Origin of the sequence: Micromonospora sp. WMMD812 (genome assembly GCF_027497215.1) — a bacterium.
Classification (GTDB): Bacteria; Actinomycetota; Actinomycetes; order Mycobacteriales; family Micromonosporaceae; genus Micromonospora.
Window position 1 is genome coordinate 3,599,340 of record NZ_CP114904.1, and the last position, 16,631, is coordinate 3,615,970.

The 16,631-nt window shown below is 70.7% G+C and carries 16 protein-coding genes, 1 tRNA gene and 1 other RNA gene; 6 read left to right on the top strand and 12 right to left on the bottom strand.

The genetic code is table 11. From position 1 onward, the window contains the following. The first annotated feature begins 38 nt into the window (after positions 1-38). The 4 genes from O7603_RS16450 to O7603_RS33050 all read left to right on the top strand — a co-directional run bounded on the left by O7603_RS16450 (position 39) and on the right by O7603_RS33050 (position 3,723). Positions 39-1,214: a low temperature requirement protein A gene (locus O7603_RS16450; protein ID WP_281570687.1), complete on the top strand. Its 1,176-nt coding sequence runs from the start codon at positions 39-41 to the stop codon at positions 1,212-1,214. A gap of 306 nt (positions 1,215-1,520) precedes the next feature. Further along, entirely contained in the window at positions 1,521-2,699 is a 1,179-nt protein-coding gene (locus O7603_RS16455) for a low temperature requirement protein A (protein WP_281570688.1), read from the top strand. Between the two features lie 431 nt (positions 2,700-3,130). Beyond that, complete coding sequence (locus O7603_RS16460; RefSeq protein WP_281576919.1) at positions 3,131-3,493, top strand: hypothetical protein; 363 nt, start codon at positions 3,131-3,133, stop codon at positions 3,491-3,493. Positions 3,494-3,549: 56 nt separating this feature from the next. Beyond that, the gene (locus tag O7603_RS33050) at positions 3,550-3,723 is read left to right on the top strand and encodes a tyrosine-type recombinase/integrase (RefSeq protein ID WP_348651020.1); all 174 of its coding nucleotides are present in this window, start codon (positions 3,550-3,552) and stop codon (positions 3,721-3,723) included. A gap of 112 nt (positions 3,724-3,835) precedes the next feature. Here the strand turns inward: O7603_RS33050 and O7603_RS16470 are convergent. Beyond that, a tRNA-Ala gene (locus O7603_RS16470) sits at positions 3,836-3,908 on the bottom strand. 96 nt (positions 3,909-4,004) lie between these two features. Beyond that, entirely contained in the window at positions 4,005-4,595 is a 591-nt protein-coding gene (locus O7603_RS16475; protein WP_281570690.1) for a YqgE/AlgH family protein, read from the bottom strand. A 160-nt stretch (positions 4,596-4,755) separates the two neighbouring features. Between O7603_RS16475 and O7603_RS16480 the strand changes: the two genes are divergently transcribed. Continuing rightward, positions 4,756-5,559, top strand: a complete 804-nt coding sequence (locus tag O7603_RS16480) for an S-methyl-5'-thioadenosine phosphorylase (protein ID WP_281570691.1) — start codon at positions 4,756-4,758, stop codon at positions 5,557-5,559. Positions 5,560-5,719: 160 nt separating this feature from the next. Continuing rightward, positions 5,720-7,315, top strand: a complete 1,596-nt coding sequence (mdlC, locus tag O7603_RS16485) for a benzoylformate decarboxylase (protein ID WP_281570692.1) — start codon at positions 5,720-5,722, stop codon at positions 7,313-7,315. Positions 7,316-7,361: 46 nt separating this feature from the next. Here the strand turns inward: mdlC and O7603_RS16490 are convergent, their stop codons facing one another. The 10 genes from O7603_RS16490 to pruA all read right to left on the bottom strand — a co-directional run bounded on the left by O7603_RS16490 (position 7,362) and on the right by pruA (position 16,472). Further along, on the bottom strand, positions 7,362-8,321 hold the full coding sequence (locus tag O7603_RS16490) for a hypothetical protein (protein ID WP_281570693.1): 960 nt from the start codon (positions 8,319-8,321) through the stop codon (positions 7,362-7,364). Positions 8,322-8,443: 122 nt separating this feature from the next. Then, complete coding sequence (locus tag O7603_RS16495; protein WP_281570694.1) at positions 8,444-8,914, bottom strand: hypothetical protein; 471 nt, start codon at positions 8,912-8,914, stop codon at positions 8,444-8,446. Positions 8,915-9,155: 241 nt separating this feature from the next. Beyond that, positions 9,156-9,531, bottom strand: a transfer-messenger RNA (tmRNA) gene (gene ssrA / locus O7603_RS16500). A 106-nt stretch (positions 9,532-9,637) separates the two neighbouring features. After that, positions 9,638-10,117, bottom strand: a complete 480-nt coding sequence (gene smpB, locus O7603_RS16505; protein ID WP_281570695.1) for an SsrA-binding protein SmpB — start codon at positions 10,115-10,117, stop codon at positions 9,638-9,640. Between the two features lie 145 nt (positions 10,118-10,262). Next, on the bottom strand, positions 10,263-11,138 hold the full coding sequence (gene ftsX / locus O7603_RS16510; RefSeq protein WP_281570696.1) for a permease-like cell division protein FtsX: 876 nt from the start codon (positions 11,136-11,138) through the stop codon (positions 10,263-10,265). Between the two features lie 65 nt (positions 11,139-11,203). Further along, positions 11,204-11,884, bottom strand: coding sequence for a cell division ATP-binding protein FtsE (ftsE, locus tag O7603_RS16515; protein WP_091083937.1), 681 nt, complete (start codon positions 11,882-11,884; stop codon positions 11,204-11,206). A gap of 118 nt (positions 11,885-12,002) precedes the next feature. Next, positions 12,003-13,124, bottom strand: a complete 1,122-nt coding sequence (prfB, locus tag O7603_RS16520; protein WP_281570697.1) for a peptide chain release factor 2 — start codon at positions 13,122-13,124, stop codon at positions 12,003-12,005. 117 nt (positions 13,125-13,241) lie between these two features. Further along, positions 13,242-13,757 (bottom strand): helix-turn-helix transcriptional regulator, encoded by a 516-nt coding sequence (locus O7603_RS16525; protein WP_281570698.1) that lies wholly within the window; start codon positions 13,755-13,757, stop codon positions 13,242-13,244. A 189-nt stretch (positions 13,758-13,946) separates the two neighbouring features. Beyond that, positions 13,947-14,750, bottom strand: coding sequence for a tryptophan 2,3-dioxygenase family protein (locus O7603_RS16530; RefSeq protein ID WP_281570699.1), 804 nt, complete (start codon positions 14,748-14,750; stop codon positions 13,947-13,949). A 93-nt stretch (positions 14,751-14,843) separates the two neighbouring features. Next, entirely contained in the window at positions 14,844-16,472 is a 1,629-nt protein-coding gene (gene pruA, locus O7603_RS16535) for an L-glutamate gamma-semialdehyde dehydrogenase (protein WP_281570700.1), read from the bottom strand. Positions 16,473-16,631: the final 159 nt, after the last annotated feature.

The window sequence follows — 16,631 nt, forward strand, 5'->3', positions numbered from 1 at the left end:
TTCAAGGCTGACAGAAGCGGCAGAAACGGGGCGAACCGATGACGGGTGGCGCAGCCCGGCTGGTGCGGGGACCGGAGGAGAAGCGGGCGACGTTCCTGGACCTGTTCTTCGACCTGGTGTTTGTCTTCGCGCTCTTCCGGCTCTCGCACGGGCTGCGGGAACAGCTGGACTGGAGCGGCGCCTTCCAAACGCTGGTGTTGCTGCTCGCCGTGTGGTGGGTGTGGGACCAGTCGGCGGCGGCAGGCGACAGGTTCGACCCGCGACGGCCGGCGATGCAGGTGCTGGCCATCGGGTGCATGTTCGGCAGCTTCGTGCTGGCAGCCGCGGTGCCTGAGGCGTTCGGCGCGCATGGCCTGGTCTTCGCCGGCGCGTACGTCGCCGTCCAGGTCGGTCGCAGCCTGTTTCTCGTGATCGTTACGCGGGGCGACAAACGGCAGCGTCCCGAGACGCGGGCGCTGTTCTGGTTCGGCGTGTCGGCGGTGCCATGGCTCGCGGGCGCTGCCGTGCAGGGTTGGCCGCGTGGGGCGCTATGGGCGCTGGCGGTGGTGGTGGAATACACGGTGGCCATACTCGGCTGGCCCACGCCGAGGCTGGGCCGCGTCAGTGCGGCGGAGTTTTCGATCTCGGGTGAGTTCCTGGCCGAGCGGCATCGGCAGTTCGTCATCATCGCGCTCGGCGAGCTGATCCTGGTGGCAGGGCTGGGGCTCAGCAGCAACGGCTTCGAGGCGGACCGCAGCGCGGCGGCCGTGGTGGCGTTCGCGACCACGGTGCTGCTGTGGCGGATCTACATCCACCGTGCTGGGGAGGTTTTGGGCGAGGCCGTCGCCACGGCCCGTGATCCGCTCCGCGTTGCCTTGCCGGCGAGATTCGCCCACCCGGTCATGGTCGGCGGCATCGTCGCGATCTCCGTCAGCGACGAGCTCGTCATCGAGCACCCGCTCGGGAACACACCACCGGCGTGGGCCGCCGTCATCCTCGGCGGACCCGCACTGTTCCTCGCCGGACGGGCCATCTTCGAGTACTCGGTGTTCGGCCGAGTGTCCCGAGGCTGCGTGGCCGGGATCCTCGTACTCCCCGCCACCTCCCCGGCAACGATCGTCCTGCCGCCGCTCCTGGTCGCCGCCACCGCTGCTCTCGTCCTGGCCGGGATCGCCGTATCCGACGCAGCCCGCGCCCGAGGACACCCACCCGAGCCGCCCGCACCACCGGGCTAGCCGGAAAGTGTCACCACGTCCCGAGGCTGTTCTGTCACGGACGTTCTGAGACCCGACACCTGTCTGATTGCAGAACCTGCGTGACAGTGCGCCGTGTGCTGGTGGAGTTTGCCGCGACGGAGCAGCGGAATCGCGTGGTGCTGGAAGTCCAGGCGGTGCGTCGACGACGGAGATCGCCCGAACCGTTGGGAACGTCTCGGCTGTGGACCGTTGGTGGACTGGCACCATATTAGACGTCCGGGTCCGTATTGGCCGGATCGGTAGGAAGATGCGCCTATGGGGCAAATCTTGGGGATTCGGCGACCGGTGCCGATCGGCGAGGCCCAACGCACCACCCCGTTTGAGGTCTTCTTCGACCTGGTGTTCGCGTTCGCCTTCATCCGCGTGGCCACGTTCATGGCAGGGTCGCCGACGCCGCTCGTCCTGGTGCAGGGCCTGGTGTTCCTGATGCTGCTGTGGTGGCCCTTCACTACCTTCGCCTGGCTGGCCAACCAGGTCCGCGCCGACGTGGGCCTGGTCCGCGCCGGGCTGGTCGTGGTGATGGCCGCAATGTTCGTGGCCGGCTTGGTCATCCCGTACGCGTGGGGGAACGGCAGGTGGACGGTTTCCGAAGCGCTGACGGTGGCGGTGGCGTACATCGTGATCCGGACCGCGTTTTACCTACTCAATTGGCACGTCGCCGTCGTTAAGCCGCGAATCCCGGCGCCCGGCTTCCGCTATGCCATCCCGATCGCGGGGGGCTGGATTCCGCTGCTGCTCGGGGCGGTGCTCGGCGGCGCCACACAAACGCTGTTGTGGGCCGTAGCGTTCCTCATCGACTGCCTCGGTACCGCGTGCGCCTCGGTGTTCAGCAGAGACCGATTTCAGTTGCGCAGCGCTAGCCACTTGTGCGACCGGCATGGCCTGTTACTGATTATCGCCCTGGGCGAGTCGCTGATCGCGGTGGGCGCTGGCGCCGGATCGGCGGTCACCCACTGGCCTGTCCTGATCGCCGCACTGCTCGCCGTGGCCATTGCCACGGCCCTGTGGTGGCTGTACTTCGAGAACGCCGCCGCACCGGCCGGACAGGCCCTGGCGCGCCTCCCCGAACAGGACCGCGTCCGGCCTGCCATCAACGCCTACAGCCTGGCCCACTTCCCGCTCATCGCCGGGATCATCTACCTGGCCCTGGGCATCGAACTCGTCGTCGAGCACCTGGCCCACCACCCGTTGCAGCATCCTGCCGGGGCGCCCCTGGATTGGACCTCCACAGCGGCCCTGTTCGGCGGCCCGGTCGTCTACCTCATCGGCCGGGGCCTGTTCCTCCGTTTCACCGTCGGACACACCCCACGCGCCCCAATCGTCGCGGCCGGCATCATGCTCGCACTGCTTCCCGTCGCCCGGAGCCTGCCCGCCCTCGGCGCCTTCGGCGTGATCACCGCTGTCCTCGCCGCCCTCGTCTGCTACGAACGAATCATGTGGCAGCCGACCGCAGGTGCCAGATGATTACTCACCCACACCGTGAAGAACCAGCAATATCCCCGAGCCTTGGCCATCAGTCAGCGACGGCGTCCGACCCAAGACCGTCCCGTCCCGGCTCACCCCCGGCCACCTGCACCAGCTCCTCGCCGACGACGGCGTCCCGGCCGGACCACCACCGCAGCCCGCGTCCCAGCCGCTGCGGGTCGAACGCCGCGTCAGCACCCGCGGAGCCCTAGTCATCGCCGGTCAACGCATCCACGTCGGCGTCGCCCACGCTGGATCCACCCTCACCGTCGAAGCCGCCGACACCACCTTCCGCGTCCACAACGGTGACCAACTCCTCACCGAAGTCGCCCGCACCACCGCCATGGACGTCGCCAGGTTCAAGGGCCGCAAACCCGAACCGCCACGACCCTCGGCGCCCCCTGCGTCACAAGGAGGTAAGCCCTCTCACCGTGGAAGAGGCGCGGCAGCTCGTCGCGGCCGCACACGGTGACCGGATGAAGGCCCGGCGGATCATCGGTCTTTCGCTCGGACTGCGCCAGAGCGAGGTACTCGGCCTGTGGTGGGAGGACATCGACCTCGACGCCGCGACGCTTCGGGTACGCCGGCAGCTCACCCGCGCCCGTATACCAGTCGAGAAGTTGTCATTCGGCCCGTTGAAGTCGGCCAAATCCATGCGGGTCCTACCGCTGCCAGCTCCGTTGGTCGTCGCTCTCGGGGAGCACCAGCAGCGGCAGCGCCAGGAGCGAGACGCCCTCGGTGAGACTTGGGTAGACCCCACCGGAACGACACCCGGTCTTTCAAGGCGCTCCTGATAGCGGCCAATGTTCGATGCGAGGAAGTAGTAGCTCCCGACGTATCGGCCCGCCTCGTGCCGAAGGTCCGGCTTCATGACCTGCGGCACACCGCTGCCACGCTCCTGCTGGCGCAAGGCGTGCCGGCCCGAGTGCTCATGGAACTCCTGCGCCACTCTCAGATCGGCATCACCATGAACATCTCAGCCACGTCATGCCCACTCAGCTCGTCCAGGCCGCCGACGCCATGAAGAACGTGCTGTAGGCCGAGGGGCACTAGCTTGGCTACTCGGTTGGCTACATCCGACGTCCGAAATGACGAAGGGCGTCCGTCGTGTCCGACGAACGCCCTTATCGCGAGGGTGGAGCCGAGGGGACTCGAACCCCTGACCCCCACACTGCCAGTGTGGTGCGCTACCAGCTGCGCCACGGCCCCATGCTGCTGTCCCGGTCGCCCGGGCACTTGCGAAACTATACACATCCCGGCCGGCGCGGTCACATCGCGGGGGTCCCGTGCCGGCGCCTCCGGGGCTCAGTTGAGCGCCACGTCCGGCGGGAAGTGGGCCACCGCCGCCATCATCCCGCCCTGCCGGCGGAGCACCATCGGCCACAGGTCGTCGGGCCGGTCGACGAAGGCGTCACCGGGCAGCGCGTCGAGCACGAACCAGGAGCCCTCCTCGATCTCCTGCTCCACCTGGCCGGAGCCCCAACCGGAGTAGCCCGCGAAGACCCGGATGGAGCCGATGCTCTCCCGCAACCGCTCGGGGTCGACCGACAGATCGAGCGTGCCGACGGCGCCGGAGACCTGGTGAAACCCCTTCACCCGCTTCACCGGGTGACGCATCCGGGCCAGGCAGATGGCCGAGTCGGGCTGGACCGGGCCGCCCTCGAAGAGCACGGCCGGGTCGCGGGCCAGGTCGCTCCAGTCGCCGAGCACGTCGGCCACCGGCACCTCGGTGGCGCGGTTGAGCACCACGCCGAGCGCACCGCCCGGCTCGTGGGCCACGAGCAGCACTACCGTACGGTCGAAGTTGGGGTCCTTCAGCGAGGGAGTCGCGACCAGCAGCCGCCCGGTCATCGCCTCCATCGCCCGCCCGCCGATCGCCTGGCCCTCTCCCTGCATGTCACGCACCTGTCACCCGCGCACCCGGACTCGGGACCCGTTGTCCCGCGGGCCGGCCGGCCTCCGCGCTGTCAACGCCATGCCTGGCACCATAGCCTGCGACCGGGGTGCTGGCTAAGGTCTGAGCGGCGGGTGATCGGGCAGTGGAGGGGGAGCACCGGTGGGTCCTACGGCCGACGTGGCGGTCATCGGCGGTTCGGGTCTCTACGCGCTGCTCGACGGCGCCACGGAGCACGAGGTGGCGACCCCGTACGGGCCGCCGTCGGATGCGGTGACGATCGCCGAGGTGGGCGGCCGGCGGGTGGCGTTCCTGCCCCGGCACGGCCGGGATCACCGCCACCCGCCGCACCTGATCCCGTACCGGGCGAACCTCTGGGCGCTGCGTTCGCTCGGGGTGCGCCAGGTGCTCGCCCCGTGCGCGGTCGGCGGGCTGCGCCCCGACCTCGGGCCGGGGACCTTCGTCGTGCCCGACCAGCTGATCGACCGCACCAGCGGGCGGGCGCAGACGTACTACGACCGCGGTGCGGTGCACGTCCCGTTCGCCGACCCGTACTGCCCGGACGGGCGTCGTACGCTGCTGGCCGCCGCGGCCGGCCGGGACGTCGCGGCGGTCGACGGTGGGACGGTCGTGGTCGTCGAGGGACCGCGGTTCTCCACCCGTGCCGAGTCCCGCTGGTATGCCTCGATCGGCGGCACGGTGGTCAACATGACCGGTCACCCGGAGGCGGTGCTTGCCCGGGAGCTGGCGCTCTGCTACTCGGCGATCGCCCTCGTCACCGACTTGGACGCCGGGCTCACCGCCGGCGAGTCGGTGACCCAGGAGGAGGTGTTCCGGGTCTTCGGCGAGAACACCGACCGGCTGCGTGGCGTGCTGCTGGACGCGCTGGCCGCGCTCCCCGCCGAGCGGACCTGCCCGTGCGGCCGGGCGCTAGAGGGCATCCGGCTGCCCTTCGCGCTGCCCTGACGGCCGGCCCCGCGACCACCTCCGACCCGGCCGGGTGATCACGGCTCGTCGGCGACGGGGAAAGGCCCGAACTGCCCGGCTCGTCCCGATAGATTCGGCAGGGTCGGGGCGCGCCGTCTCCGGCGAGCGGAGCACGCCCGCGACGCGGAGGCAGGTGGCGATGGCAACGGTCCGGGAGACCACGTACGACCTGCTCCGCAGCCTCGGCATGACCACCGTCTTCGGCAACCCGGGCTCCACCGAGGAGCCGTTCCTCCAGGACTTCCCGGCCGACTTCCACTACGTGCTCGCGTTGCACGAGGCGTCCGCCGTCGGTATCGCCGACGGCTACGCGCAGGCCACCGGCCGCCCCGCGCACGTCAACCTGCACACCGCCCCGGGCACCGGCAACGGCATGGGCAACCTGGTGACGGCCTGGCACAACAAGACTCCGTTGATCATCACCGCCGGCCAACAGGCACGGGAGATGCTGCTGCTCGAACCGCGGCTCACCAGCCGCCGCGCGGCCGAGTTCGCCCAGCCGTACGTGAAATGGGCCTACGAACCGGTGCGTGCCCAGGACATCCCCGGCGCGCTGCTGCGGGCCTACGCGACCGCGGTGCAGCCGCCGGCCGGGCCGGTCTTCCTCTCGCTGCCGCTGGACGACTGGGCGCAGCCCGCCGACCCGCCGCCACCGCCGCGATCCGTGGCCACCCGCTTCGCGCCCGACCCCGAACAGCTGCGGCGCTTCGCCGACGTGCTGGCCGGCAGCGGCAACCCGGCGCTGGTGTTCGGCGCGGCGGTGGACCGGGCCGAGGCCTGGCCGCTCGCCGCCGCCCTCGCCGACCGGCTGGCCGCGCCGGTCTGGTCGGCCCCCGCGCCGGAGCGGGCCGCTTTCCCCGAGGACCACCCGCACTTCCGGGGCGTGCTGCCGTTCGCCATCGGCCCGCTCGCCGAGAAGCTGCGCGGCCACGACACGGTGCTGGTGGTGGGCGCGCCCGTATTCCGCTACTACCCGTACGTGCCGGGCGCGTACCTGCCCGACGGCACCCGGCTGCTGCACGTCACCGACGACCCCGACGAGGCCGCCCGGGCGCCCGTCGGGGACAGCCTGCTCGCGGACCCCGGGCTCGCCCTGGCCGCGCTGGTCGACCTGCTGCCGCCGGCGCAGCGGCCACCACCGACCCCCCGACCCGCACCCGCGCCGCCCGAGGTGACCACACCGCTCAGCGCCGACGCGCTCTTCGCCGCGCTGGCCCGGCACCTGCCACCGGACGCGGTGCTGGTGCAGGAGAGCCCGTCCAACCTGCCCGCGCTGCGCCGGCATCTGCGGATCACCCGGCCGGCGTCGTACTTCACCATGGCCAGCGGCGGCCTCGGTTACGGCCTGCCGGCGGCCGTCGGGGTGGCGCTGGCCGAGCGGGACACCGGCCGCGGCCGGCCGGTGGTCGCGGTGATCGGCGACGGCTCGTTCCACTACTCGGTGCAGGCGCTCTGGACCGCCGCCCGGCTGCGGCTGCCGCTGGTGGTCGTGGTGCCGGTCAACCAGCAGTACGCGATCCTGAAGGCGTTCGCCGAGCTCAAGCACACGCCGGGGGTGCCCGGCCTGGACCTGCCGGGCCTGGACATCACGGCCGTGGCGCGGGGGTACGGCTGCGCCACGACCGTGCTGGAGACGCCGGATCAGCTCGGCGAGGCGCTCGCCGCCGGACTGCGGGCCGACGGTCCCACCGTGCTGCCGGTGCCGATCAGCACTGACCCGCCCCGGATCCTCTGACCTCTCCGGCGGCCGCGCTGGGGCCGGCCTTCCGACCCGCCCGTCCTCAGCGCGGACCGAGTGGCAGCGGTGTGCCGGTGAGCACGTCCAGCACCGGGCGGGCGCCCAGCGGTGCCTTCAGCGTGACGGTGACCGGCGCGAGCTTCAACTGGTCGGTGCAGACGCCGCTGGACCGGATCACACCGCCGCCGACCACCACCGCGTCGCCGCGCTCCTGCACCAGCGGGGTGATCCCGGTGTCGCAGGCGCCCACCCCGAGGCGGTACGTGACCCGGACGCCGTCGACCGCCTGGAGGTCCTGCGCGCCGACCACCCCGTCCGGCGCGGGACGGGCCGGCGCGCTCGGCTCCGGCGCGGCGGCGATCGCGTCCGGCGCGACCGCCAGGCGGGCCACCGGGCCGGACAGCTCCTCCACCGTGAACAGCCACGCGGGCACCTGCGCCTCGCCCCGGCTGGTGCGCACCGGTGCCGTGCCGAGCCGCACGGCGGTGACCGTGAGCGGCGTGCAGGCGGACTGCGGCGGGCCGGTCACCCAGCCGTCCGGGCCCGGCTCGATGGTCGGCCCGCCCTTGGTCCGCGGCGACGGCGCCTGCGGCCGCTCCTCGCACGGCGGCGGATCCCCCTGGTCCAGCTGCCGGTACGCCTCGGCGGCGCTCACCAGTGGGACGGTCAGCGTCCCGTCCGGGAAGCGGATCGTGCCTTCGGCCGGAGGCGTGCCGGGCAGCGGAACCTGCTCCCGGTACCAGCCGGCCTGGAATGCCGTCTCGGTGTCCACGGTGAACCCCGGGTCGCCGGTCAGCACGGTGGGACCCTGCAGCGGCACGTACCCCTGCGTCCACGTCGGACCGGGGCGCCAGGCCTCGGCGACCTCGGTGGCTCGCTGGTGGAACCCCTCCCAGCGGTGGTCCGGGCTGGTGGCCGGCGCGTCGGAACCGGAGCCGGCGGGCGCGCAGCCGACGGCCAGCACCAGCAGGGGCAGGCTGAGCAGGACGAGTGAGCGACGCATGCCCGGTTCGACGCCCGACCCGGCTGGCCGGTTCCCCCGAGCCGGGGCGCCGGCCCGGGGACGGCCGGATCCCGGGCGGACCGCACGCCGACCCGGGCGGGTGACAGCCCGGTCCGGCGGCGTCAGGTCTCGCCGCCGAGGTCGGTCTCGTACGCCAGCCAGAGCAGGTCGGCGCCGCGCTGCCGGTGCCGGGACAGGGCCCGCAGCAGGTGGGCGGCGAGCATGCGGAGCTCATGGGCCGGCGCGCCGGGCCGCTCGGCCGCGTGCTGCAGGGCGGCGAGCGCCGCGGCGATCGCCTCGTGCTCCCGGGTCAGCAGGCGCACCCCGCGGTCCAGCCGCGGCGCCTGCGCGAGCAGCTCGGCGTAGAGGCCGGCGGGCCCCTCGGTCGCCGCGACGTGCTCGGCGAAGCCCTGCCGGACCGGGGCGAGTCCGATCTCCACCCCCTCCCGCCAGCGCGGCTCTCCCGGCGCGGCGGCGAGCAGCCGGGTGAGGGCGTGCAGGTCGCGGAGGAGGGAGGCCGGGCCGGGACGGGCGGCGGGCGGCTGGAGTACCCCGCTGACGGCGGACGGTTGCTGGATCGGCTGGGTGGCCATGGGCACCTCCCGCGCTGCGTCTGACCGCGTACGCCGATGGTGAACCCGCCGCTGCCGGCTGTCCAGGCTCCCCGATCGCCTCATATGTCCCATGGGCACCAGCAGTCGCAGTGGCCACAACCGCCCCTGGAGTGCGCCTTCCGGCGGCGCTGGACCGGGCGCCCTTAACAACAGGCGGCGGGCGCCGTCCCCGGAAACGCCGGTGCGCCCCGGTCCGGTGGACCGGGGCGCACAGGTCAGGTGGTGGAGGTGCCGGGAATCGAACCCGGGTCCTTCGCCGGTTTGTCAGGGCTTCTCCGAGCGCAGCTCGCTATGCCTCTACTCGGCCCCTCCGATCACGCGAGCGAGTCGGTGTGACGGGCCCAGTCGCTGATTGATCTCGCCGCACGGACCCCGCGACCGGGTCCGATTGGCCAGCCTTCTAGCTGATGCCGGCTAACTGGGTCGAAGGCGCTCCCAGGCCGACAGACTCACTACTCGCCTCAGGCGGCGAGAGCGAAGTCAGCGCGATTGTTCTTGGCGCTTATTGGTTTCCGACGACCGATTCTCGAGACGACGTCGGCTTCCTCGGCTCGCTTCCCCTGCCGCAACGTACGAAGTCGAAACCAGTCACCCCCTCGACAGGCCGCCGGATGCGGCGGCACTGACAAGCCTAACGCCTGCCGCAACGGGTTTCATCCCGAGGCCCGGGTCGGGCGCGCCGACCCGGACAGGGCGGACAATTCAGTCGTTCATCCCCTTGCCACGCCGGCCACTGACCCGGGCGATCTCCCGGTCCGCGTCCCGCTTGGCGAGGTCCTGCCGCTTGTCGTAGGACTTCTTGCCCTTGGCCAGGGCGATCTCCACCTTGGCCCAGCCGTCGGCGAAGTAGACCTGCAGCGGCACCAGCGTGTGGCCGCCCTCCCGGGTCTTCCCGATCAACCGGTCGATCTCCAGGCGGTTGAGCAGCAGCTTCCGGGTACGCCGGGGCTCGTGGTTCGTCCAGGTGCCCTGGGTGTACTCGGGGATGTGCATGCCGTGCAGGTAGAGCTCGCCGTTGCGCTCCTGCGCGAAGGCGTCCACCAGCGAGGCGCGCCCCGCACGCAGCGACTTGACCTCGGTGCCGGTCAGCGCCATGCCCGCCTCGTACGTGTCGAGGATGGCGTAGTCGTGGCGCGCCTTGCGGTTGGAGGCGACGACCTTTCGTCCCTTTTCCCGTGGCATCGGCGCCACCTCCCTTCCTGGTGGGCCGGGGTGATCCGGCCGGACGGCGGAGATCATGCTACCCGAATGACAAGGGCCCTCCCGCGCCGTTTATTCCTGGCGCGGAAGGGCCCTCGGACGACGTCTGGGACGACCCGTACGGCGACTAGACCCGCAGGTAGAAGCGGAGCGTGACCCACGCGGTGATCGCGCTGACCAGGCCGCCGATCAGCGCCATGAACGGGAAGATGAACAGGATGTCGCCCCAGCTGATCGGGGAGAGCAGACCCTGGAGCGCCTCGAGCGAGCCGTCGAAGAGCAGATACTTCGCCAGGATCAGGGCCACCAGGCCGAGCAGGGCGCCGATCAGACCGGCGACCACCGCCTCCAGCACGAACGGCGCCTGGATGAACCAGTTCGACGCGCCGACCAGCTTCATGACGGCGACCTCACGTCGCTTGCTGTACGCGGCCACCTGGATCGTGTTCGCGACCAGCAGCAGTGCGGCGATGGCCATCACGACCGCGGCGGCCAGCGCGATGTTCTGGATCGCGGTGAGGATGTTGAAGATCTTGTCCAGCAGCCGGCTCTGGTCGACGATCTCGTCGACGCCCTCGGTGTCCTTGTACTGGTCGTAGATGTTCTTGTACTGCTCCGGGTTGACCAGCTTCAGCCGGAACGACTCGGGCAGCTGGTCGGGCTTGACCGCGTTCACCAGGTCGGGCGCGTCCTGGTACATCTCCTTGAAGCGCTTGTACGCCTCGTCCTTGTTGACGTACAGGACCTCCTTGACCAGGGGGTCTGTCTTCAGCTTGCTGTCCAGGTCGGTGCGCTGCTGCTCGGTCACCTCCTGGCTGAGGAAGATCGAGACCTCGATGTTCTTGTAGTAGAGGTCCTTCATGTCGTCAACCTGGCGGTACATGAGACCGCTGGCGCCGAGCATGGTCAGCGAGACCGCCATCGTGATGATCATCGCGATGGTCATGGTCACGTTGCGCCACAGTCCGACCAGTACCTCGGACAGGACGTATTTCACGCGCATCGGGAATTCCTCCGGGTCTCCGGCATGAGGTGTTCGTCGTCAGGCTGCGGGGTGAGGGGGTCAGGTCACCCGTAGACGCCGCGGGCCTGGTCGCGCACGATGCGGCCGCTCTCGATCTCGATGACGCGGCGGCGCATCTGGTTCACGATGTTGGAGTCGTGCGTGACCATCACGACGGTCGTGCCGGTGCGGTTGATCCGGTCCAGCAGGCGCATGATCTCGATCGACGTGTCCGGGTCCAGGTTTCCGGTCGGCTCGTCGGCGAGCAGGATCAGCGGACGGTTCACGAAGGCCCGGGCGACGGCCACCCGCTGCTGCTCACCACCGGAGAGCTCGTGCGGGTAGCGGTGCTCCTTGCCACCGAGCCCGACCAGCTCCAGCACCTCGGGCACGACCCGGCGGGCGACCGCCTTCGTCTTGCCGATCACCTCGAGGGCGAACGCCACGTTCTCGTACGCGGTGCGGTTGGGCAGCAGCCGGAAGTCCTGGAACACGCAGCCGATCGAGCGCCGGAAGTGGGGTCGCTTCCAGGACCGCATCGACGTCACGTCCTTGCCGTTGACGACGACCCGGCCCTTGTTGGGGCTGACCTCGTGCAGCAGCATTTTGATGATCGTGGACTTGCCGGAGCCGGATGGCCCGATGAAGAAGACGAACTCGCCCTTCTCAATGGAGACGGACACGTTGTCGAGCGAAGGCCGGGACGCCTTCGGGTACGTCTTCGTCACTTGCTCAAGCTGAATCACGGGTGGTGAGTCTACGCGGTGTAACCGGAGAGCCAAGTGCCACGCCCCGATGATGCGAGGCGCGTCATCGATTTAGTGGGTTGTGCGGAGATCGATGACGCGCTCCGCCCGCAGGCCGTCACGCACTGTCGCCGGCAAGCTCCCGCTGCTTACGCCACCGGATCCCGGCTTCGATGAAGCTGTCCAGTTCGCCGTCGAAGACCGAGCTCGGATTGCCGGTCTCCTGCTCGGTTCGGAGATCCTTCACCATCTGATAAGGGTGCAGGACGTACGAGCGCATCTGGTCGCCCCACGAGCCGGCCGCGTCGGTCTTCAGACCCTGGAGCTTGGCCTGCTCCTCCTGACGCTTGCGCTCCAGCAGCCGGGCCTGGAGCACCCGCAGCGCGGACGCCTTGTTCTGCAGCTGGGACTTCTCGTTCTGGCAGGTGACCACGATGCCGGTCGGGATGTGGGTGATCCGCACCGCCGAGTCGGTGGTGTTGACGCTCTGCCCACCCGGACCCGAGGAGCGGTAGACGTCGATCCGCATCTCATTCTCGGGGATGTCGATGTGGTCGGTCTGCTCCACCACGGGCAGCACCTCGACGCCGGCGAAGCTGGTCTGCCGGCGCCCCTGGTTGTCGAAGGGGCTGATCCGGACCAGCCGGTGGGTGCCCGACTCGACACTGAGCGTGCCGTAGGCGTACGGGACCTTGACCGTGAAGGTGGCGGACTTCAGGCCGGCCTCCTCCGCGTACGAGGTCTCGTAGACCTCGGTCGGGTAGCCGTGCCGCTCGGCCCAGCGCAGGTACATGCGGAGCAGCATCTCGGCGAAGTCCGCCGCGTCCACCCCGCCGGCGCCGGCCCGGATGGCGACCAGCGCCTCCCGGGAGTCGTACTCGCCGGAGAGCAGGGTGCGGACCTCCATCTCCTGGATGGCCTTGGTCAGCCCGGTGATCTCGCTCTCCACCTCGTTGAGCACGCCCGGGTCGGACTCCGCCTCGGCCAGCTCGAGCAGGACCTGGGCGTCGTCGAGCCGGGAGCGGAGGCTGGACAGCTTGCCGATCTCGCCGTTGACGTACGACAGCTGCGAGGTCACCTGCTGCGCCTTGGCCTGGTCGTCCCAAAGGTCGGGCGCGGAGGCCTCCTCCTCCAGGCGGGCCTTCTCCTCGCGCAGCCGGTCAAGGTTGAGCACGGCCTCGATGTTGCGCAGGGTGGCGTCGAGTTCCTTGAGCTGTTCGGCATAATCGGCAGCGGTCACGACAGACAAGCGTACTGCTCGGGCGCCGAGTGAGCTTGCGAGCCCCGCGGGCCGAGGCCAAAAACCCCCTGGCGCCGCGGCCGGAGTGGCGCTTTCTCACGGCGGAACCGCCGGAGGTCACCCGACGGGGGAGGCCTTCAGCCAGGACAGCGCCGCCCGGTGATAGGCGACGGCGAACTCCAGGGCGCTCGCGTCGTAGGTCTCGCCCTCCTTCTTGGCGTTCTTGACCTGCTCGCGGACCGCCGCCAGGGCCTCCGTGTGGTACTCGTTGGCCGACGCGTACAGGCTCTTCAGCTGGCTGGGCGAGTGCAGGTCGCCGAAGGCCATCCGCAGGGCGATCGGATTCCGGATGGTGTCCCGACCGGGGTTTTCGGCCAACCACTTCGAGAATGTCCGTTTTCCGGACGCGGTGATCGAATAGGGCTGGCTCAACCGCGGCCCGGGCTTGCCCATCCGGACCAGACCCCGCTCGGCCAGGACCGGCAACTCCCGGTACACCTGGCTACGGGTCATCGACCAGTACGGCGCCAGCCGGCGCTCAGCGGCGGCCATCAGTTGACCGCCTGTCATCGGGCCCTCGTGGAGCAGCCCTAGCAGGGCCGCCGCCGTGGGGTTGACTCCGGAATCCGCCATGGCCATTACGCTGCCACTTTGCCGACGCGGCGTCCAGGATTTCACGGTTTGCCACCCGACAGGACTTCCAATGTGCACTGTCGGCCGACGACAGTCCGTTGAGGACTATCGATGCCTCCGATCCCGGGTGTCGCCGACGCCGCCGTCCCGCGCCGGCGGCGGGCGCGGAGAGCCGGCCGCGTGGGCCGCTCAGAGCCTGCTGCGCAACTCCCACAGCTCCGGGTAGAACCGGGTCTCGACCCGGGAGCGCAGGTAGACGCCGCCGGCCGAGCCGCCGGTGCCCGGTTTCGTGCCGATCTGCCGCTCCGCCATCAGCACGTGCCGGGCCCGCCACAGCGAGAACGACTGGTCGTGCCCCACCAGCGCCTCCGCGAGATCCCACAGCGGCCCGAACCGCTCCCGGTCCGCGGCGATCTCCTGATACGCCGCGAAGCGCTCCGCCGCCGTGCCGACCGGGAACCCGGCGGCGCTCAGCACGGCGAGGAAGCCGTCCCACAGGCTCGGCTCGGCCAGCCGCCGCTCCAGCCGCTCCCGCTCCCCCGGCGGCAGACGACGGAACCGGCGCAGGAAGTCCGGGTCCTTGAGCCCGGAGAGGAACTCGATCTCCCGGAACTGGACCGACTGGAAACCGGACGCCGGGGCCAACTTGGTGCGGAAGGCCAGGAAGTCCTGCGGGGTCATGGTGTCGATCACGTCGACCTGCCCGATCAGCACCCGCTCCACCACGTGGCAGCGCTCCAACCGCACCCGGGGCAGGTACGTCTCGCCCGCCAACATCCGGTCGCGGGCGTCGGTCAGCTCGGCGAGCAGCAGCTTGAACCAGAGCTCGTAGACCTGGTGGATGGTGATGAAGAGCAACTCGTCGTGCGAGGCCGGGTCGGACTCCGGCACCTGGGCGGCAAGCAGGTCGGCCAGCCGCAGGTAGTCGCTGTAGGTGAGCAGCCCGCCCTGCTCGCCGAACCGGGCGTCGTGAGGAGGGGTCACGTCGGTCACCCCGGTCAGGCTACGCCCGCGCTGGCGCTCCCGCCCTCGGCCGCGGGGCCGGTCCGGCCGCCGGCGACCCGGGTCGCCGGCGGCCGAGCCGGGTCAGCCCATGTGGGGGTACGTGTGGTCGGTCGGCGGGACGAAGGTCTCCTTGATCGTCCGCGGGGACGTCCAGCGGACCAGGTTGTGCCAGGAGCCCGCCTTGTCGTTGGTGCCGCTGGCCCGGGCGCCGCCGAACGGCTGCTGCCCGACCACCGCGCCGGTCGGCTTGTCGTTGATGTAAAAGTTGCCGGCCGCGTAGCGCATCTTCTCCGCCACCGCGTCGACGACCTGGCGGTCGGTCGCGAAGATCGACCCGGTCAGCGCGTACGGCGCGATCGCCTCCGCCTGGGCCACCACCTCGTCGAAGCGGGCGTCGTCGAAGACGTGCACGCCGAGGATCGGACCGAAGTACTCGGTGGTGAAGCTCTCGTGCGACGCGTCGGTGCACTCGAAGAGCGTCGGGCGCACGAACCAGCCGACCGAGTCGTCCGCCGTGCCGCCGGCCAGGATCCGGCAGGTGTCGTCACCGGAGATCAGCTCCAGCGCGGCGGTGTGCCGGGCGAACGCCTTGTCGTCGATCACCGCACCGCCGAAGTTGCGGAAGTCGGTGACGTCGCCGTAGGACAGCGAGTCGGCGGTGGCGGCGAGCCGATCCCGCAGCCCACCCTCCCAGAGCGAGCGCGGCACGTACGCCCGCGAGGCCGCCGAGCACTTCTGGCCCTGGTACTCGTAGGCGCCCCGGATCAGCGCCGTGTGCAGCGCGTCCACGTCGGCGCTGGAGTGCGCGACGACGAAGTCCTTGCCGCCGGTCTCGCCGACGAGCCGCGGGTAGCCCCGGTAGCCGGAGATGTTCTCGCCGACGGTGCGCCACAGGTGCTGGAAGACCTTCGTGGAGCCGGTGAAGTGGATGCCCGCCAGGTCCGGGTCCGCGAGGACGACGTCGGAGACCTCCTCGCCGCGACCGGTGACCATGTTGATGACACCGGGCGGGAGGCCGGCCGCCTCGAAGAGCCGCATGGTGAAGTGCGCGGCGAACTGCTGGGTCGGGCCCGGCTTCCAGACCACGGTGTTGCCCATCAGTGCCGGCGCCGACGGCAGGTTGCCGGCGATCGCGGTGAAGTTGAACGGGGTCACCGCGTAGACGAAGCCCTCGAGCGGCCGGTGGTCGAACCGGTTCCACGTGCCGGCCGACGAGAGCGGCTGCTCGGCGAGGAGCCTGCGGGCGAAGTGCACGTTGAACCGGAGGAAGTCGATCAACTCGCAGGCCGAGTCGATCTCCGCCTGCACCGCCGTCTTCGACTGACCCAGCATGGTGGCGGCATTCAAGGTGTCGCGCCACGGGCCGGCGAGCAGCTCGGCCGCCCGCAGGAAGATGGCGGCCCGCTCCTCGAACGGCAGTGCCCGCCACATCGGGGCGGCGTCCTTGGCGGCCTTGACCGCCGCGCGCGCGTCGTCGTGGGTGGCGTGGCCCGTGACACCGAGGACGTGGGCGTGCTTGTGCGGCTGCACCACATTGATCGACTCGCCGCCGGCCATCCGCTGCTCGCCGGCGATGGTCATCGAGAGGTCGATCCGCTCGGCGGCCAGCTCGGTCAGGCGCCGCTGCAGCCGCTCCCGGTCGGCACTGCCCGGCTCGTAGGTGCGTACCGGCTCGTTGCGCGGTTCGGGTACGGAGAACACGGCGTCCATCAAGGCTCCTGGCGATCTCGACAGCGGTGGCGGAACCGGACCCGCGGGCACCGACCGGGCGGTCGGACGCCGCACGCCACCCGGGATGACCGGCCACGGCGGCGGGACCTGCCGCGATTCTCCCACGCGCCGGTGAACGTCCCGCTCCCCCCGGCCAGG